Origin of the sequence: Asticcacaulis taihuensis, from assembly GCF_900100255.1 — a bacterium.
In the GTDB taxonomy this organism is placed as follows: domain Bacteria; phylum Pseudomonadota; class Alphaproteobacteria; order Caulobacterales; family Caulobacteraceae; genus Asticcacaulis; species Asticcacaulis taihuensis.
Window position 1 is genome coordinate 148,953 of the sequence record NZ_FMTS01000004.1, and the last position, 18,069, is coordinate 167,021.

14 protein-coding genes and 3 pseudogenes are annotated in these 18,069 nt (G+C 58.5%); 10 read left to right on the forward strand and 7 right to left on the reverse strand.

Features of this window, described 5'->3' with window-relative positions; all coding sequences use genetic code 11:
- Positions 1-29: 29 nt before the first annotated feature.
- The 3 genes from BLO49_RS11645 (at position 30) to BLO49_RS11655 (ending at position 4,853) form a co-directional block, all read left to right on the forward strand.
- On the forward strand, positions 30-2,261 hold the full coding sequence (locus BLO49_RS11645) for a glycoside hydrolase family 3 C-terminal domain-containing protein (RefSeq protein ID WP_090648648.1): 2,232 nt from the start codon (positions 30-32) through the stop codon (positions 2,259-2,261).
- Positions 2,262-2,479: 218 nt separating this feature from the next.
- Complete coding sequence (locus BLO49_RS11650; RefSeq protein WP_090649018.1) at positions 2,480-3,844, forward strand: L-serine ammonia-lyase; 1,365 nt, start codon at positions 2,480-2,482, stop codon at positions 3,842-3,844.
- A 76-nt stretch (positions 3,845-3,920) separates the two neighbouring features.
- On the forward strand, positions 3,921-4,853 hold the full coding sequence (locus tag BLO49_RS11655; protein ID WP_090648650.1) for a nucleotidyltransferase and HEPN domain-containing protein: 933 nt from the start codon (positions 3,921-3,923) through the stop codon (positions 4,851-4,853).
- Positions 4,854-4,970: 117 nt separating this feature from the next.
- Here the strand turns inward: BLO49_RS11655 and BLO49_RS11660 are convergent, their stop codons facing one another.
- Positions 4,971-6,521: an amidase gene (locus tag BLO49_RS11660; protein ID WP_220083729.1), complete on the reverse strand. Its 1,551-nt coding sequence runs from the start codon at positions 6,519-6,521 to the stop codon at positions 4,971-4,973.
- A gap of 191 nt (positions 6,522-6,712) precedes the next feature.
- Between BLO49_RS11660 and cysQ the strand changes: the two genes are divergently transcribed.
- The 7 genes from cysQ (at position 6,713) to BLO49_RS11695 (ending at position 14,081) form a co-directional block, all read left to right on the forward strand.
- The gene (cysQ, locus tag BLO49_RS11665) at positions 6,713-7,492 is read left to right on the forward strand and encodes a 3'(2'),5'-bisphosphate nucleotidase CysQ (RefSeq protein WP_090648656.1); all 780 of its coding nucleotides are present in this window, start codon (positions 6,713-6,715) and stop codon (positions 7,490-7,492) included.
- 70 nt (positions 7,493-7,562) lie between these two features.
- A complete protein-coding gene (locus BLO49_RS11670; RefSeq protein ID WP_090648658.1) occupies positions 7,563-8,381 on the forward strand; it encodes a sulfotransferase in 819 nt (272 codons plus the stop codon).
- A 6-nt stretch (positions 8,382-8,387) separates the two neighbouring features.
- Positions 8,388-9,350: a glycosyltransferase family 4 protein gene (locus BLO49_RS11675; protein ID WP_090648661.1), complete on the forward strand. Its 963-nt coding sequence runs from the start codon at positions 8,388-8,390 to the stop codon at positions 9,348-9,350.
- 109 nt (positions 9,351-9,459) lie between these two features.
- Complete coding sequence (gene cysD / locus BLO49_RS11680) at positions 9,460-10,374, forward strand: sulfate adenylyltransferase subunit CysD (RefSeq protein ID WP_220083730.1); 915 nt, start codon at positions 9,460-9,462, stop codon at positions 10,372-10,374.
- On the forward strand, positions 10,374-12,305 hold the full coding sequence (gene cysN, locus BLO49_RS11685) for a sulfate adenylyltransferase subunit CysN (protein WP_170828313.1): 1,932 nt from the start codon (positions 10,374-10,376) through the stop codon (positions 12,303-12,305). Before cysD ends, cysN begins: the two co-directional genes overlap by 1 nt.
- A gap of 209 nt (positions 12,306-12,514) precedes the next feature.
- On the forward strand, positions 12,515-13,300 hold the full coding sequence (locus BLO49_RS11690; protein ID WP_090648666.1) for an ABC transporter permease: 786 nt from the start codon (positions 12,515-12,517) through the stop codon (positions 13,298-13,300).
- 31 nt (positions 13,301-13,331) lie between these two features.
- On the forward strand, positions 13,332-14,081 hold the full coding sequence (locus BLO49_RS11695; RefSeq protein ID WP_090648668.1) for an ABC transporter ATP-binding protein: 750 nt from the start codon (positions 13,332-13,334) through the stop codon (positions 14,079-14,081).
- Between the two features lie 71 nt (positions 14,082-14,152).
- Here the strand turns inward: BLO49_RS11695 and BLO49_RS11700 are convergent.
- The 6 genes and pseudogenes from BLO49_RS11700 to BLO49_RS18730 all read right to left on the reverse strand — a co-directional run.
- Positions 14,153-14,440: pseudogene (locus BLO49_RS11700) on the reverse strand (transposase); the annotation flags it as partial.
- 18 nt (positions 14,441-14,458) lie between these two features.
- Positions 14,459-14,872: a hypothetical protein gene (locus BLO49_RS11705; RefSeq protein WP_090648670.1), complete on the reverse strand. Its 414-nt coding sequence runs from the start codon at positions 14,870-14,872 to the stop codon at positions 14,459-14,461.
- A gap of 43 nt (positions 14,873-14,915) precedes the next feature.
- Positions 14,916-16,461: pseudogene (gene tnpC, locus BLO49_RS11710) on the reverse strand (IS66 family transposase).
- A 75-nt stretch (positions 16,462-16,536) separates the two neighbouring features.
- Complete coding sequence (gene tnpB / locus BLO49_RS11715; RefSeq protein WP_090648674.1) at positions 16,537-16,881, reverse strand: IS66 family insertion sequence element accessory protein TnpB; 345 nt, start codon at positions 16,879-16,881, stop codon at positions 16,537-16,539.
- A complete protein-coding gene (locus tag BLO49_RS11720; RefSeq protein ID WP_170828314.1) occupies positions 16,878-17,189 on the reverse strand; it encodes a transposase in 312 nt (103 codons plus the stop codon). The genes tnpB and BLO49_RS11720 overlap by 4 nt, the downstream gene beginning before the upstream one ends.
- A 172-nt stretch (positions 17,190-17,361) precedes the next feature.
- Positions 17,362-18,022, reverse strand: a pseudogene (locus BLO49_RS18730) (IS630 family transposase); the annotation flags it as partial.
- Positions 18,023-18,069: the final 47 nt, after the last annotated feature.

The window sequence follows — 18,069 nt, forward strand, 5'->3', positions numbered from 1 at the left end:
AATTATAAAACCGCTACCGGAGGAAGCCCATGAAGGCCCGTCACGTTACAAGTCTGCTTACCGCGTCCCTGCTCGCCTGTGTGTCCACCACCGCCCTGGCCCAGGTCCAGCCGTGGATGGATACTTCCAAACCGGCCGACCAGCGTGCCGCCGCCGTCGTGGCTGCCATGACGCTCGATGAAAAACTCAGTCTTGTGATGGGTTATACCGACCCGAAGGAACTGGCCAAGCAACCTGACACTGACGTGTCGCCCGCCATAAAGGCCGATGTGGCCGCGCACGCCATTGACGGCGCTGCCGGTTACATTTCCGGCATTCCGCGCCTCGGCATTCCCTCGCAGTGGCAGACCGATGCCTCGATCGGCGTGCGCGTGGAAGGGATGGAACGAACCGCCCTGCCCTCATCGCTGGCAACTGCCGCCTCATTCGATCCGCAGGTGCCCTATCAGGGCGGCGTCATGATTGCCAGTGAGGCGCGTCTGTCCGGCTTCAACACCTTCCTGGCCGGCGGCGCCAACCTGGCACGCGAGCCGCGCAACGGACGCAACTTCGAATATGTCGGCGAAGACCCCTGGCTGGCCGGCCAGATGGCCGGTTCGCTGATCGCCGGCATCCAGTCGACGCACATGGTCTCGACCATGAAGCACTATGCGGTAAACGATCAGGAGAGCCAGCGCACCACGGTCGATGCCAGCATTTCGCCGGAAGCCATGCGCCAGTCCGACCTGCTGGCCTTCGAATTCGTTTATGAGAAAGGCCATCCCGGCTCGGCCATGTGTGCCTATAATCTCATCAACGGACGCTGGGCCTGCGAGAACGAATACCTGCAGCAAAAGGTCCTGAAACACGACTGGGGCTTCAAGGGCTACATCATGTCCGATTGGGGCGCGGTACATTCGACGGTAGATGCCGTCAACTACGGTCTCGACCAGATGACCGGCTGGCCCTGCTGCGGCGACAAGGTGCCCTATTACAGCGCCACCCGGCTGAAGGCCGCTCTGGCGGACGGCGAAATCACCCAAAAGCGCATCGACGACATGGCGACCCGCATCGTCTGGCCGCTGTTTGAATATGGCGTGATCGACGATCCGGTAAAGGTCGGCGCCATCAATTTCAAGGCCAATGCCGATGTGTCGCAAAATGCCGCTGAACAGTCGCTGACCCTGCTCAAAAATGACAACAACCTGTTGCCGCTCAAGGGCGTGAAGACCCTGGCCGTGATCGGCGGCCATGCCGACAAGGGGGTACTGTCGGGTGGCGGTTCCTCAGGCGTGCATCCGGTCGGCGGCAGCGCTCTGCCGGTCGAGAAAGGCTGGCCCGGCACGGCGATCTGGATGCCCTCTTCGCCGCTCAACGGATTGAAGGCGGAACTGCCTAAAGCCAAGATCAGCTTCACCGCGGGCGACGATATTGCCGCCGCTGCGGCCGCCGCGGCAAAGGCTGAGGTTGCCGTCGTTTTCGTTACCGACTGGAAGGGCGAAGGCTTTGATACGACGCTGGACCTGAAGGAAAACCAGGACGCCCTGGTTGCCGCTGTGGTCAAGGCCAATCCGAAAACCATTGTTGTACTGGAAACAGGCGGTGCTGTCCTGATGCCGTGGTTGAATGACGTACCCGCCGTGGTGGAAGCCTGGTATCCGGGTATTCGCGGCGGCGCGGCCATTGCCCGAGTCCTGACCGGCAAGGTCAATCCGAGCGGCCACACGCCGATCAGCTTCCCGGCCTCCAACGACCAACTGGCCCATGCCACGATCCCCGGCTTCGGCATGCCTGGAGACAGCGCGGTCCACGTTACCTATGATGAAGGCGCGGCCATCGGGTATAAGTGGTACGATGTGAAGGGCTTCAAACCGATGTTCGCCTTCGGTCATGGCCTCAGCTACACGACTTTTGCCGTGACCGATGCCAAGGCCGAGGCCGCCGATAACCGCATCACTGTCACCGGCACCCTCACCAACACCGGCGCAGTCGAAGGCAAGGGCGTGGCGATGGCCTTCGTTTCACCCGCTGACTGGCAGGCCGCCAGCTGGGAAGCGCCCAAGCGTTTCGCCGCCTTCCAGAAGATCGAACTGGCGCCGGGGAAAGGCCAAACCTTCACTGCCCAGATCGACCCGCGCCTTCTGGCGACATGGGAGGCCGCCGACAACAGCTGGCATATTAAGGCCGGGACCTATCATATCCGGCTGGGTCAGGCTGCCGACGACCTGACGCAAAATGTGGATATCACCCTGCCGGACAGCCGCTGGAGCGCGGTACATTAAGCGATCCATCTGCACCGACTATAAGGATTGTCCGCAAGACCCGCCGATGTCTCTATCGGCGGGTCTTGATACATCTGAAACCAGATTGACCGCAGGAACAGCTTGTGGGAACGTGGCGCCAATCAAAAATGCCACACGGCGCGGATAAACGGCCCGAAACGGACGGATATATCCCGCCGGATGTTGTAAAAGACATCACCACAAGAAAGATGCCTGACATGACCAGACCCGCCTGGGCCCTGAGCGTCACCGATCTGTTCACCATCGGCATCGGGCCGTCCAGTTCGCATACGGTCGGCCCCATGCGGGCGGCGGTCCATTTTGCCGAACAGGCCGCCAGCTATGGCGAACCGTCGCGGGTCATCTGCAAGCTCTACGGATCGCTGGCCCTGACCGGCAAGGGCCACACCACCGATACCGCCATTCTGGTGGGCCTCAGCGGCTGGCTGCCTGATCGCATCGATCCGGAAGCCATTGCGCCGCTGGTGACCGAAATCCGCGCCACGCAAAGCCTGAAACTGGCCGGGCTTTATGACATTGCCTTCGATCCGGAAACGGACCTGCAATTCATGATGGGCGAGTTCCTGCCGCAACACTCCAACGGCATGGTATTTGAGGCCACCTATCCGCATGGCAAGCCTTTCACGGCCACCTATTTTTCCATCGGCGGCGGGGCGATCACCGGCGATACCGTGGTGGCCCAATCGAGCAATATCGCCCTGCCCTATCCCTATACCTCCGGCGCGGAACTGCTGGCCATCTGCGCTGCGGAAAACCTCTCCATCGCCGAGGTGGTGGCGCGCAACGAACTGGCTTTTCGCGCCGAGGCCGAAACCACCGCCTTTATCGACCAGGTGCGCGAGGCAATGATGGCCAGCATCAAACGCGGCGTGTCGCTCGAAGGCGTCCTGCCGGGCGGATTGAACGTCAAGCGCCGCGCCAAAGCCATGAAGGAACGGCTGGAGGAACGCGGCCCGCGCATCGACCCGTCACACATTTTTGAGTGGGTCAGCCTTTACGCACTGGCGGTCAATGAGGAAAATGCCGCTGGCGGGCGCGTGGTGACAGCGCCGACCAATGGCGCGGCCGGCGTATTGCCTGCGGTGATCAAATATTACGAGACCTTTGTACCCGGCGCCACGAAGGAAGGATCGCGCACCCTCTTGATGACGGCGGCGGCGATCGGCTTTCTCTACAAGACCAATGCCTCGATCTCGGCCGCTGAAATGGGCTGCCAGGGCGAGGTCGGGGTTGCCTGTTCGATGGCAGCGGCGGGCCTGTGCGCGGCGCTTGGCGGTACGCCCGGCCAGATAGAGAACGCCGCCGAGATCGGCATGGAGCACAATCTCGGCCTGACGTGTGATCCGATCGGCGGACTGGTTCAGGTGCCTTGCATCGAACGTAATACCATGGGCGCTATCAAGGCGATCAACGCCACCTATCTGGCGCTCAATGGCGATGGCAACCACATCGTCTCGCTCGATGCGGTGATCGAGACAATGCGCCAGACCGGCGAGGACATGCGCGCCAAATACAAGGAAACGAGCCTTGGCGGCTTGGCAGTAAATGTGGTCGAGTGCTAAAGCGGAGGCCTTAGATACGCGTTGATAGCGGTAGCCGAAGGCCGTGTTCGATGTTAATTTGCGTTTTTAGCCTAAAATGGGAAGAGTGTTGTTAACGGATCGCCCCGACCATCTACCCGATTCCAAACGCCGCGAGCTGGAGTTCGTGGTCAAGGTCCTGTTCGATGCCTTCGATGATGCGTTAAAGACAAAGCTGTCAAGCAAGCGCAAGTCCGGGCAGATTTTGAAAGTCATCCTGTTCGGCTCGATGGCGCGCGGCGACTGGGTGGACGACAGGCAGTCCGGCTATAAATCCGACTTCGATCTGCTAGTCGTCGTCAATGGCCACACCTTCACCGACTTGCATGAGTATTGGCACGCTGCCGACGAGCGGTTCGTCCGCGAGTTCACCATCACCCACAGCATCGACACTCCGGTCAACTTCATCGTCCACGATCTGGCTGACGTAAACGACCAGTTGGCGCGCGGCCGACCGTTCTTCAGCGACATCGCCCGCGACGGCATCATGCTCTACGAAGCCCCAGGGCACCCGCTGGCCAGGCCCAAGGCGCTGACCACGGATGAGGTCGCGGCCGAGGCCAAGGGGTACTATGAGCAGTGGATGGCCAACGCTGATAACCTGCTCGACCTGGCTAATGGTGCGCTCGCCAAGGGATATGCCAAGCAAGCGGCATTCCTGCTCCACCAGACCACAGAGGCGCTCTATCACTGCGTCCTGCTGGTCCTGACACTGTACAGCCCCAAGAGCCACCGTATCACCATGCTGCGCTCACAGGCCGAGGCCCTGGACGACCGTCTAAAGGCGATCTGGCCCGCTGACAGCAAACTGCACCGCCAGGCCTTCGACCGCCTGCGCCGCGCTTATGTCGAGGCAAGATACTCCGCCGAGTACACCGTCAGCGACGAGGAACTGGCCTGGCTGGTCGAGCGCGTCACACGGCTGCAAGAGATCGTCGGGACCATCTGCCATGATCGCCTAAACCAGGCGAAGTTTTCCGGTTACAAGTAATTATAAGAGAATGCCCTACAACATCAGGACAAGAGCAGCTTTTTTACGATTTAGATCGCGACAGAACGTGCTAAAGTCGTTTTGTTTTACCCTACAATAACAATTATTGTAGGGTAATTATTTCCCAACCTTCCGCCCCTGCTCGAAGGCATACCCCGTTTTCAGCAGCAGGGCCTCGCTCCATTTGGAGCCAATAAAGCTCAGCCCCACAGGCAGGCCCTGGACGGTGCCCATGGGGACGGTCAGGTGGGGATAGCCGGAGGTGGCGGGCAATTGCGTGGCCGAGGGGCCGGTGTACTGGTCGCCATAGACCAGATCGGACAGCCAGGCCGGGCCGTAGGTGGGCGCGACCAAGACCATGACCTTGTTTGCCGCCAGCAGACCGTCGATTCGGGCGGCGGACGCATTTCTGGCGAGGTAGGCGGCGGAGACATAGGCCGGATCATCCAGCCCCTTCGTTTGTTCGGACTGCTCGAAGAGTTCCTGCCCGAAATAAGGCATTTCCTGCACGGCATTGGCTTTATTGAAAGCGATGACATCGGCTAGGGTGCGCGTTTTTACCGCTGGCGGGGTCGAGGCCAGATAGGCGTTCAGGTCCGCTTTCAGTTCGGTCATCATGACGGTCATTTCGGCATCGCCCAGTCCCTTGACCGAGCTATCCTTGATATCGACCAGCACCGCGCCCTGGTCGGTGAGCTGCTTCAGTGCGGCTTCGAATATGGCGGTGGTTTTGGCGTCATTGCCGACCTGATCGCGCAGCACGCCGATGCGGACGCCTTTCAGGCTGGCGCCGGCGAGACCAGCAACGTAATCCATCTTATGGGCGTCGGCCTCGGCGGTCGCCTTATCCGCCGGGTCGCTGCCGGCCATTACGGTCAGCATGGCGGCGATATCGGCCACGGAATGGCCCATCGGTCCCGGCGTATCCTGGCTGTGGGAGATCGGCACGACATAGGTGCGCGAGACCAGTCCGACGGTCGGTTTGAGGCCGACAAGCCCGTTCATCGATGACGGACAGGTGACGCTGCCATCGGTTTCCGTGCCTACTGCCAGCGGGGCCAGCCCAGCCGCCACACCGGTGCCGGAACCGGAGGACGAGCCGCAGGCGGTGCGGGCATGATCGACCGCATTGGCGGTCAGGCCGCCGACGCCGCTCCAGCCGCTGACCGAACGGGTGGAGCGGATATTGGCCCATTCCGACAGGTTGGCCTTGCCGAGGATGATGGCGCCGCCGGCGCGCAGGTTGGCCACCACCGGCGCGTCGCGGTGGGTGATATTGGCGGCCAGGGCCATGGAACCGGCGGTCGTCGGCATGATATCGGCCGTCTCGATATTGTCCTTGATCAGGACGGGGATGCCCATCAGGGGGCCAAAATCCTTGCCGGCCTTGCGGGCGTCGTCGGATTCTTTGGCGCGTTTCAGGGCATCGGGATTGACGGTGATGACGGCGTGCAGGTCGCCGTTCTTGGCCTTGATCTGGTCGAGCGCCGCCTGGGTTAAGTCGGCGGAGGTGTATTTGCCGGCTTTCATATGGGCCTGGATATCGGCGACGGAGGCTGTCAGGTCGGCCTTCGCCTGATCGTAGGCGGATGGCGCGCGGCCGGGCATCTGGCAGGCGGTCAGGCATAGAGCTATGGCCGCAGTGAGACATAATGGACGAATAGACATGCGCGCCTCCCCTTAAGAAAGCGTAAGTTAGCTACAAATTTGTGAAGGCGACAAGTGAAACCGAATAAGCCGTTGCGCAGGGCGTCAAAAGGCAAGTAAGAACCCCACCACCATCCGTCTTCGCCTGAAGGCTGCGCCGGACTGTCCCCCTCCCTGTTTACCGGGGAAGTACAAGATATGTGGAGCTTTCCTTGGACCTGAACCCGATCATGCTGGCTGCCGGCGCCGAGATCATGCGCATCTATGCCACCGATTTCGCCGTGGTGACAAAAGGCGATTCGTCGCCAGTTACTGAAGCCGATCAGAGAGCCGAAGCCATTATACTGGCCGGTCTGAAGCACATCGCGCCCGGCATTCCGGTCATCGCCGAGGAAGAGGCGGCGGCAGGCCGTTTCCCGACAACCGCCGGCACCTTCTTTCTGGTCGATCCGCTGGACGGCACCAAGGAATTTATCTCGAAAAACGGCGAGTTCACGGTCAATATCGCGCTGATCGAAGATGGCAAGCCGGTTCTGGGCGCGGTCTATGCGCCGGCGCTGGGCAAGATCTGGTGGGGCTCGGCGGGTAAGGGCGCCTTTATGGCCGAGGTGAGCGAGGGCGTGATCGGCGAGGCGCGTCCCATAAGCGTGCGCCAGCCGGAAGGGGGCCTGATCGCCGTAGGTTCGCGCTCGCATGGCGGGGCGGAAACGCAGGCATATCTGGAAGCCTATACGGTTGCCGATTTTGTCGCCGCCGGGTCATCGCTGAAATTCTGCCTGATCGCCGAAGGGCGCGCCGATATCTATCCGCGCATGGGCCGCACTATGGAATGGGATACGGCAGCGGGTGACGCCATCCTGCGCGCCGCCGGCGGACGGGTGGAAACGTTGGATGGTCTGCCGCTCAGATACGGCAAGCGCTTTCAGGATAACGATGGCGACTATGCCAATCCCCATTTCGTGGCATTTGGTCATTTAAGCGTAAGTCGTTAGAGGTGCATAAAACCGTTGCCGGAAAATAACATCGGCTTTAAGCCGGTCGTGACTCAATCTGGACATTGCAATGCCGACCATTTTATTGACAGGAATTCCACGCTCGGGAACGACCTTGGCGTGCAAACTCCTGAACGAATTCCCTGACACAGTGACCCTGGCCGAACCGTTGAGCTTGCAGAAGCGCGGGGATATGGCGGGCGCGGCAGAAGAGATTGCTGACTTTGTCGCCCAGGCCCGTCACGACGCCCTGACAACAAACACGGCCGTCTCGCGTCACATAAACGGTGTCGTTCCCGAAAACTGGGCTGAAGCGCCCGGTCGGGACCAGAAATTGCGTCAGGCCCAAACGTCTCTCAGCGCCATTGGTCTGAAGAAGCCTCTGACCGATGATTTTCACCTGATCATCAAGCAGCCCGGCGAGTTCACCGCGCTTTATAATGTTTTGAAAACGAAATATCCGGTTTTTGCCCTGGTACGTCACCCCCTGGCCGCGCTTGCCGCCTGGCAAACCGTCAATATGCCTATTCATGAAGGCCGTATGCCGGTTCTCGAAGCTTTTCATCCAGAGCTGACGGCGCAACTCAACGCTATATATGATCGCGTCAAACGCCAGGTTCACCTGCTGGGCTGGATTCTTGACGTATATACGCGTTTTCCTGCCGAAAATATTATCCGCTACGAAGACATGCTCGCCGACTCTCAACGCAGCCTGGGTAAGATAACCGCTCACAGCCAGCCATCTGCGAAACCGCTCAAGGCATTTGACCTGCAAGAGCGTTATCCCGGTGTCGACCTGCCTTTGCTCGCCCGCGAACTACAGGTGCTCGCAGAAAAGGCCGCCCCTTTCTATCCTGACTTCAACGCCTCTCTTAGCCGTTATATGTAGGCGGATATGAAAGGTAAGGTCTACGTCGTTAACGCCTATGTACCCAATGGCGGCACCTTGATGGCCTATCATATGGCCGTCATTCTGCACCGTGATTTTGGGTATGAGGTCTGCGTTCTTACCGACAGATGCGGGCCGGATCACGGCATATTCGTATATGAGCCGGTCTTTGAAACAAAGCCTTTAGCCGATATCGACAAACTCATCACCGCCCGCGACATCTTGATCTGCAATCCGTCCTTCTCCACGCATAATTTCGGCCTGCGGTTCGACTGCCTCAAGATCATGTATGTACAGGGGTTCACGACCTTTTCCCTGATCGATCGCTTTTTCGATCACTATGTCAGTGTCAGCGGCTTTGTACAAAATTTCCTATCATCGACCTACGACCTGCACACACGGGTCATCCCGCCCTTTATCTCGCTGAATGCTCACTCGCCCGCTTTAGGCTGGCTTGACCGGCCGGAAGGATCGCTGGCCCTGAACCTGAAGGGCAGTTATGATCTGCAAAGCCTGCTGCTGGAACGTATCCGCCAGCGCATGACGATCATCGCGCCTCAGGTTGAAGCCGGAATTGACTGGGAGAAGGCCTTGCAATTATCTGCGACAAAACTCCCACACGGAGACATGCTGCGGCGCTTGGGCGAAGTTCGCTACCTGCTGAGCCTCGCTGTCGGCGAAGGTTTCGGCCTGGTGCCGCTAGAAGCCATGGGAATGGGCACGACGGTGGTCGGCTTTGACGGTTTCGGGGGACGCGATTATGTCCGGCATGGCGATAACTGCGCCTTGCGAGCCTATCCGGATATAGACGGCGTGGCGGACGATCTGGTGCGCGTGCTGACCGATACCGGCTACGCGCAATCCCTGGCACGAAAGGGGCGGGAAACAGCCAACCTGTACACATATGAGCGTTTTCGTGCCGCCTGGATCGAAGAATTTCAGCAGGCATTTCGCCGAAAAGGCTTTTAATCAGTCGATTGCCGACAGGTTAGGATTGCTGAACAATCGGACGAGGCTTAAACGTTTGCGGCTTTGATGCGCGGTGGCTAGAAGGTGCGCTCGAATTGAGGTTTCCTGTATGCCTGTTACGCCTGAAAGAATGACCCATCTGAAGCGCCTTGAAGCCGAGGCGATCTTCATCATGCGCGAAGTCGCCGCCGAGTTCAAAAATCCGGTCATGCTCTATTCGATCGGCAAGGATTCGTCGGTCATGCTGCACCTGGCGCTCAAGGCCTTCTATCCGTCAAAGCCGCCCTTCCCGTTCATGCACGTCAATACGACGTGGAAATTCCGCGAGATGATCAGGTTCCGCGACGAGACCGCGGCGCGCCTGGGCCTGAACCTGATCAGCCACACCAACCAGGAAGGCGTGGCCAATAACGTCAATCCATTCGATCACGGTTCCAGTGTCTTCACCAACATCATGAAGACCGATGCCCTGAAACAGGCCCTGACAGAGCATGGTTTCGATGCGGCCTTCGGCGGCGCCCGCCGCGACGAGGAAAAGAGCCGTGCCAAGGAGCGCATCTTCTCCTTCCGCACCGCCAATCACGGCTGGGACCCGAAGAACCAGCGTCCGGAACTGTGGAATCTCTACAATGCCCGCGTGAAGCCCGGCGAATCGATCCGCGTCTTCCCGATCTCCAACTGGACCGAACTGGACATCTGGCAATATATCCTGATGGAGAATATCCCCATCGTGCCGCTTTATTTTGCGAAAAAGCGCCCGGTCGTGCAGCGTGGCGGCCAGTGGATCATGGTCGATGACGACCGCCTGCCGCTCAATCCCGGCGAAGTGCCGGAAATGAAATCCGTGCGTTTCCGCACCCTGGGGGATTACCCCTTAACCGCCGCCGTCGAATCCGAAGCCGATACCCTAGAAGCCATTGTCGCCGAAATGCTGGTGGCCCGCACCTCGGAGCGCTCCGGTCGTCTGATCGACCACGACGAAGCCGGCTCGATGGAAAAGAAGAAGCGCGAAGGTTATTTCTAATGAATACGACTGTTATGGAAGACGCCCTCGACACAAAAGCGCTCGTGGAATATCTGGCCACGCACGAAAAGAAGGATCTGCTGCGTTTCCTGACCTGCGGGTCGGTGGATGACGGCAAGTCGACCCTGATCGGCCGCCTGCTCTATGACACCAAGCTGATCTTCGAGGATCAGTTGGCAAGTATCGAGAAGGATTCGAAGAAGCACGGCACGGTCGGTGACGATATCGACCTGGCCCTGCTCGTTGATGGTTTGCAGGCCGAGCGCGAGCAAGGCATTACCATTGATGTCGCCTACCGGTTCTTCACAACCGACAAGCGCAAGTTCATTGTGGCCGACACCCCCGGCCATGAACAATATACGCGCAATATGGCGACCGGGGCGTCGAACTCCGACCTCGCCGTCATCCTGATCGACGCCCGCAAAGGTATATTGACGCAAACGCGCCGTCACTCGTTCATCGTGTCCCTGCTTGGCATCAAACACGTCGTGCTCGCCGTCAACAAGATCGACCTGATGGACTACTCCCAGGACGTTTTTGATAAGATCGTCGCCGACTACAAGGCGTTCGCCGCCGATTTCGGCTTCGAGACTCTCCAGGCCATTCCGATGTCCGCCCGCTATGGCGATAACGTGCTGGGCCGCAGCGACAAGCTGCCGTGGTATCAGGGCCCGACACTGGTCGAACATCTGGAAACGGTACAGATCGATCAGGACCTGAGCCAAAAGCCTTTCCGCCTTCAGGTTCAGTGGGTCAACCGGCCCGACCTCAATTTCCGCGGCTTCTCCGGCACCATTTCCTCCGGCACGATCCGTCCCGGTGACGACGTACTGGTCGCCAAATCCGGCAAATCCTCAAGAGTCAAGGCGATCGTCACCTATGACGGCGACCTGGCCGTGGCCGCTGCCGGCCAGGCCATTACGCTGACCCTGGAAGACGAAATCGATATTTCACGCGGTGACGTGATCTCCACTACGGATAATCGCCCGGAAGTCTCCGATCAGTTCCAGGCGCGCCTGATCTGGATGAGCGAGCAGGAACTGATCCCCGGCCGCACGCTGCTGATCAAGATCGGCGCGAAGACCGTTTCGGCATCGGTGACCGAAATAAAGCACAAGACAGACGTCAATACCTTTGCCGACCTGGCCGCCAAGACGCTGAAACTGAATGAAGTCGCGCTGGTCAATATCGCCTTGCAGGAGCCGGTGGCGTTTGATCCGTATGCGGACAATCACGAAATGGGCGCCTTTATCGTCATCGATCGCGTGTCGAACCTGACGCTCGGTGCCGGCATGATCGAGCACGGACTGCGCCGCGCCACCAATGTCCACTGGCAGGCACTCGACGTCAACAAGGCGACGCGCGCCGCCGCCAAGGGCCAGAAACCGGCCGTGTTGTGGTTCACCGGGCTTTCCGGCGCCGGCAAATCGACCATCGCCAATCTGGTGGAAAAGAAGTTGCTCAGCCTCGGCCACCACACCTACCTGCTCGATGGCGACAATGTGCGCCACGGCCTGAATAAGGACTTAGGCTTCACCGATGCCGACCGCGTGGAAAATATCCGCCGCGTGGCCGAGGTCTCCAAGCTGATGGTCGATGCCGGCCTGGTGACGCTCGTCTCATTCATCTCGCCCTTCCGCGCCGAACGCCAGATGGCGCGCGAACTGCTGGGCGAGAACGAGTTCATCGAAATCTATGTCTCGACCCCGCTTGATGTGGTGGAAAAGCGCGACGTTAAGGGCCTCTACGTCAAGGCGCGCGCCGGCGAGATCAGGAACTTCACCGGTATCGACAGCCCTTACGAAGCGCCGGAAAACCCGGAACTGACACTCGACACCACGAGCCAGACACCTGAGCAACTGGCGGAAAAAGTTGTGCTCTTCATGGTCAAGAATGGCTATCTTATAAGCGCACCAGAGTATCAGATTTAACACCTCCGCTGCGGACAGACCCGCCACTACGGTCGCCCGAAATAATCATAAAGTCCGTTATTGGAGGATTGTTTGAACGGTATTTTTTGCAAATACGCAGTCACCTTTTGCGTTGCAAAAGCATATGAACTGGTCTAACTGGGCACTTCACGAGGTGGTATCTACCATATCGTTGCTCTCTATTTGCTTTGTAGGCGGACCTGCTTCTTATGAATAAAGCCTTTCTGGATCTACAAAAGGGGCTCGCACTCTACAAAGTCTGGGTTTACCAAGCCTATCACGAAATAAGCTCCAAATACAGACACACCATTCTCGGGTCATTATGGATCGCCGGCAGCATGGTGACAACGTCACTTTGTCTTTCATTGGTATTCGGCATCATCCAGGGGCAAGATCTCCGGACCGTTCTGCCGCATATCATGGGCGGCATTCTAGCCTATACCATGATCAGCTTCATCCTGACGGACGGTGCCGAAGTCTTCATCAATGCGGGCGGCATAATCAAAAACCACGCCTATCCCTTTACCTATTATGTATTTGAGGGCGTTACTCGCTCCTTCCTAACCTTCTTGCATAATTTGATAGTGTTCTACATCGCCATCGCTCTTGTCGGCGGCCTTCGAGTACCAAGCTGGGAAATCCTGTTGGGTTTGCCTGTTGTTTTGATGAGCATGGTCACTTGGGGCACCTTTGTCGGCATGATGGCTTCGCGTTTTCGCGATCTGCGCTTCATGATGCCCTATCTATCACAGCTTATATTCTTCCTGACTCCAATCTTCTGGACAATCGGTACGAATGCCAAGGGCTGGCGCAGTGCGATTGTCGCTGACTACAATCCTTTTTATGGTTTGGTAGAAGTGATACGTGCGCCGTTACTTGGACAAGCTCCGTCAGCACAATGCTGGATGCTGGCAATCATTGCCATGGTTACCGGCATTATAGCCTGGCTGTTGATGTTCAGCGCTTTCCGCCGCCGCATTCCGTTCTGGGTGTAGTTTATAGTCTTCCTGCATTTCCGGTAATCAAATGTCTTCAATCGTCTCAGTCAACGGACTAGAGCTTTCCTACCCGATCTACTCCATCCGAGCGAGCTCAATCCGTAATACGATTGCGAACCTTGCCGTCGGCGGAAAGCTGCTAAAGGACGGCCAGGACGTCATTCATGTGCGCGCGCTGGAAGGCCTCAGCTTCTCGCTGTACGAAGGGGACCGCCTTGGTATTATTGGCCACAATGGCGCCGGCAAGACCACACTGCTAAAGGTTCTGGCAGGGGTGTATGAACCAGACCGCGGCAATGTCACCGTTCACGGCCGCATTTCATCCATGATTGACGTGGGCCTGGGTCTGGACGCCTCTCTGACCGGTCGTGAAAATATCATGACCATGGGCCGGATGCGCGGCTTTCCGACGCGAGAAATTATCGCCAAGATTCCCGACATGGTCGAATTCTCCGAACTGGGCGGATATGTCGACCTGCCGGTCAAGGCCTATAGTGCCGGCATGCAGGCGCGTCTGGTTTTCGCCGTCGCCACGACACTGGAGCCGGATGTTCTGCTGCTGGACGAATGGATCGGCGCCGGCGATGCGGCCTTTCATGAGAAGGCGGCCAACCGAATGAATGACATCCTAAGCCAGTCGCGCGTCATGGTCTTGGCCACCCATAATTTTGGCATGATTCAAAGTGTCTGCAATAAGCTGCTGGTCCTGAACGGTGGACGCCAGGAATTCTTCGGCAAGGTTGATCAATGGGACTTCAACCTGCGCGCGCCTCGCTGAATCTGGACCTCGGCATTCGATCTGAATAGATCAGATTAGCGGTATAATTTTTGTTTTAGAGCATTACGATTTTAGATTAAATCATATGCTGAGTTCCTGAAGTAATTTGCGCATTTGTCTGGAGAAAAGAGGTCAATGAGTTGGCCTATCTTTCTCCAGACGTTTTCCCTGGTTCGCTCAGCCGCCTTTCTCATGAGGTGTTTGAGCTTCGAGAAGACCTGCTCGATCGGGTTTAGATCAGGACTGTATGGTGGTAGGAAGAGCAATCTTGCGCCAGCCCTGCGGATAGCTCTACGAGCCGCTTTGGCTTTGTGGCTGGATAGATTGTCGAGAATGACGATGTCGCCCGGCTTGAGCGTAAGCGTCCGGTGAGAGCCTCAAGTTTGGAAGTTCTCGATTAAATCCATGGCGATTTGTGCATCAGCGTCATTCAGTAGCCCACTATCCAGGAAGCCCTTCAACGCAATCGCGTCGTCCTCCCGGAAAAGCCTTTTCTTTTTCAGAAGCCGCTTAACTCGTCGTCCATGCCGCACTTGTAGCTCAGTCAGCGTCATGAGCCCTTCAGATCTCATAGTCTCGTCAATCTGCCGACGGCTATCGGCAGGGAAGCCGAACCCCTGTTCAGCGAGATCTCCAAGACCCTCTTGAAGACCTTGGCGCTGTTGCGATGGCGTAAATTGCGCCTGCCAGCTCTTGATGTCCGCAGCTATGTCATATTGAGGGTTCATGAGCTCGGACAGCCTCAGTAACACCTTGAGAAGATAGTCAAATTCGGCTGCCGTAACGGCCATCTTGTTGCGTCCCCAACAATTCCATCTAGAATGATATGACAGATTAACCGGCGATTGATCTCCAAGACAACAGGTCACGCAATGCCTGCGGAGTGGCGTTACCGACGCGGCCAAGCACGTCGGCCTAATACCGCTCCGGTTCCAACCCATTGAGCTTGGCAGTCTCGATGAGTGTCAGGATTGGCCGTGCGTTCACCGCCGGCATCCGAGCCGGCGAACAGCCAGTTGTTACGGCCCACAGCAATCGGCCGGATGGCTCGCTCGGCGGCATTGTTGTCGATCTCGACGGTGCCATCATCGAGGTAGACCTGCAGGGCATCCCAGCGCGCCAGGCCATAGCGCATGGCTTCCGCCAGCGTCTGCTTCTGCGGAACCTTCGGCAAGGTGTCCTTCATCCAGCGATGAAGGGCTTCCACTCGCGGTCGGGCATGTTCCTGTCGCTGTCGTCGCCGCTCGCAGGGCGGAAGGCCCTTGACCCTGGCCTCAATCTCGTAGAGCTCGCCGATCCGCCGCAGTGCCTCGTCAGCCAGAGTGGATCGCTTAATTTTGATAACATCGTGGAACTTGCGTCGCAAGTGCGCCCAGCAGGCGGCCTCCGTGATGCTGTTGCCATAGAGCTTCTTGTAGTCGGCATAGCCGTCAGCGTGCAGCACGCCGTTAAAGCCAGTCAGATGATCCTTCAGGTGTTCACCCTTGCGGTCCGGGCTGAAGAAGTAAGCAACGGCTGGCGGAGCCTGGTCCTGGTAATCGCGACCGTCGCGCACATAGACCCAGAGGCGGCCCGTCCTGGTTCTCCCCTTGCCGGGCTCCAGCACCGGCACCGGCGTGTCATCGCCATGCACCCGGGAACCGGCAAAGACATGCGCCTTGATCAGGTCGACCAACGGCGTCAGCAGGTGCGAAGCTTGGCCGACCCAATCCGCCAGGGTCGATCTGGATATCTCGACGCCTTCGCGGGCATAGATCTCGGACTGGCGGTAGAGCGGCAGGTGGTCATCGAACTTCGACACCAGCACATGGGCCAGCAAGCCAGCACCTGGCTTACCGCGTTCGATTGGCAATGATGGCATCTCGCCGCTCAGTGTCTTATCGCAGCCTTTGCAGATGAAGCGCTTCTCGATGTGACGAAGCACCTTGAAGGAACCCGGCACATAGTCGAGGACCTCGTGCACGCTGTCCGGCGCCTTCAGGAAGCTGGCACCGCCGCAGTCGGGGCAGGTGCATGGTGCATCATAGACACGCTCTTCCCGTGGCAGATGGTCTGGCAGTGGTTGGCGCGACGGCTTGTCCTTCGCCTCAGTGTCCGCGTTGGATATGGGAAAAACAGCCGTGACCTCAGCCCGGTTGGCTTCGAGGTCTTCCAGCATCAGCTCAAGCTGGTCGGCCTTCTCCGACGACGCACCGTACTTACCGTGACGCAGCAGTGTGAGCTGCGCACGAAGCATGTCGATAATGCTGTCGCGCTTGTTGGTCTCGGCCTTCTCGCGGGCAATTGCGGCTTCCGCATCCGCCAACTGCTGGGCCTGCGCGGCGATGATGGCGCGAAGGGCTTCCACGTCGGTAATGTCGGCCAGAGCCTGCGTATCCATGGGTGAAAGAATAGCCGATTTACTTGAATCACGCCAGCCAAACTCCGCGAAATCGTTTATAAAACAAGGCTTAAATTAAACTCGAGTTGGTGCCGAAGTCCACGCCGGTCGACGCCAATCCATCCCTTCAACCAGCATCGCCAACTGCGCAGAGGTCAGCCTTGCAACACCGTCGTTAGGCGCCGGCCACGGAAAACGTCCGCGCTCCAGCACCTTGTAGAACAGGCAATAGCCCTGACCGTCCCACCACAGGATCTTCAGCCGATCACCGCGCTTACCGCGGAAGACAAACAGGGCACCCGACGATGGGACCTGCCGGATGACCTTCTCGGCCTGGCCGATCAAACCCTCAATACCCTTGCGCATATCAGTTGGACCGCAGGCCAGATAGACCCGCACATTACCGGCCGGACCGATCATGCCGCCTCAACGCACGCAATGAGCGACGCCAGACCCTGCCGCTCCAGGTCGGCGGCCACCTTCAAGACGCGGCCGTTGCGCAAACTGATCTCCACAATCACCGGGCGCGGCTTCGAACTGCGGCCACTCGGCGTTGATGGCGTACCGGCTTCGACCAAGGTGACGGGCGCGAACATCTGCGGTTCGGGTAAGGCCTTGACCTCACCGAACAGCTGTCGGCTCCAGCGGCGGATCTGCTGAGGCAAAATATCGTGGCGGCGCGCCACGTCGGACAATCGAACGCCAGGCTGAGCGGCTTCTTCCAGCACTCGAACCTTGTCCTCGTCAGGCCAGCGCCGGCGTCGTCCGCCGCCCGTAATGATCTCCATCCGCGCCATAATCGCTTAGCTCCGTAGATAGCCCCGGAGATATCTCCGAAATTATCTCCAGAACTTCGCCCAGTTCGATGCGGAGACCAAATGCAGTGACCGGACGCTTACGCTTGAGCACGGGCACAAGGCACTGCTCGACATAATCAACGAAGCCCCGGCCATTGATCGGGCCGTCGAAGACGCAAGGCGCATCGATCCGATCGCAGCGTAAGGCGGCAATGAAGGTCATGGTCTGCCAGTGCCCAAACGGTGCTTTGGCCTTCAGCCTTTGTCCCTTCCGGCACCAACCGCGCAAAGGCGCCATGTTGGTTTTGGCCCAGGTCTCATCAATGAACAAAAGGCGGCGGGGATCAAGACGCCCCTGGTACATCTTCCATTGCTGACGTCGGCGCTGGATCAGAGGCCGATCCTGTTCGGTCGGTAAAACGCTTTTTTTTGAAGCTCAGATCTTCGTCGTGCACAAAGTTCCAGACCGAGCGATAGTCGACCTTCACGCCACGCTCGCCCAACTCGCGGACAAGACCCATCAACGTAAAATCGCTACGCGTGCGCTCCAGAAGCCAGTCCCGGGTCGCCCCGACTAAAACCCGGGGCTTATGACCGCCCATCTGGCCTGGAGACACACTGCCTGTGGTCCTGTAGCGATGCCACCACTTCGTGACACTCGAAGGCGCAATACCTAAAGCCTCGGCAACAGACCGAGTGGTGTCTCCCGCCTGAACGCGCGCTATCGCGCGCTCACGCAAATCCAACGATAAAGGCCGACCCATGACTTCCTCCTGACAGAGGAAGTGAATCAGAATGTTCCTGATTTGGG

What these genes read in the sequence shown, in the direction of transcription:
- BLO49_RS11645 (WP_090648648.1), top strand. Translation starts at nt 30, where the DNA reads ATGAAGGCCCGTCACGTTACAAGTCTGCTTACCGCGTCCCTGCTCGCC.
- BLO49_RS11650 (WP_090649018.1), top strand. Translation starts at nt 2,480, where the DNA reads ATGACCAGACCCGCCTGGGCCCTGAGCGTCACCGATCTGTTCACCATC.
- BLO49_RS11655 (WP_090648650.1), top strand. Translation starts at nt 3,921, where the DNA reads ATGGGAAGAGTGTTGTTAACGGATCGCCCCGACCATCTACCCGATTCC.
- BLO49_RS11660 (WP_220083729.1), bottom strand. Translation starts at nt 6,521, where the DNA reads ATGTCTATTCGTCCATTATGTCTCACTGCGGCCATAGCTCTATGCCTG.
- BLO49_RS11670 (WP_090648658.1), top strand. Translation starts at nt 7,563, where the DNA reads ATGCCGACCATTTTATTGACAGGAATTCCACGCTCGGGAACGACCTTG.
- BLO49_RS11675 (WP_090648661.1), top strand. Translation starts at nt 8,388, where the DNA reads ATGAAAGGTAAGGTCTACGTCGTTAACGCCTATGTACCCAATGGCGGC.
- cysD (WP_220083730.1), top strand. Translation starts at nt 9,460, where the DNA reads ATGCCTGTTACGCCTGAAAGAATGACCCATCTGAAGCGCCTTGAAGCC.
- cysN (WP_170828313.1), top strand. Translation starts at nt 10,374, where the DNA reads ATGAATACGACTGTTATGGAAGACGCCCTCGACACAAAAGCGCTCGTG.
- BLO49_RS11690 (WP_090648666.1), top strand. Translation starts at nt 12,515, where the DNA reads ATGAATAAAGCCTTTCTGGATCTACAAAAGGGGCTCGCACTCTACAAA.
- BLO49_RS11695 (WP_090648668.1), top strand. Translation starts at nt 13,332, where the DNA reads ATGTCTTCAATCGTCTCAGTCAACGGACTAGAGCTTTCCTACCCGATC.
- BLO49_RS11705 (WP_090648670.1), bottom strand. Translation starts at nt 14,872, where the DNA reads ATGGCCGTTACGGCAGCCGAATTTGACTATCTTCTCAAGGTGTTACTG.
- tnpB (WP_090648674.1), bottom strand. Translation starts at nt 16,881, where the DNA reads ATGATCGGTCCGGCCGGTAATGTGCGGGTCTATCTGGCCTGCGGTCCA.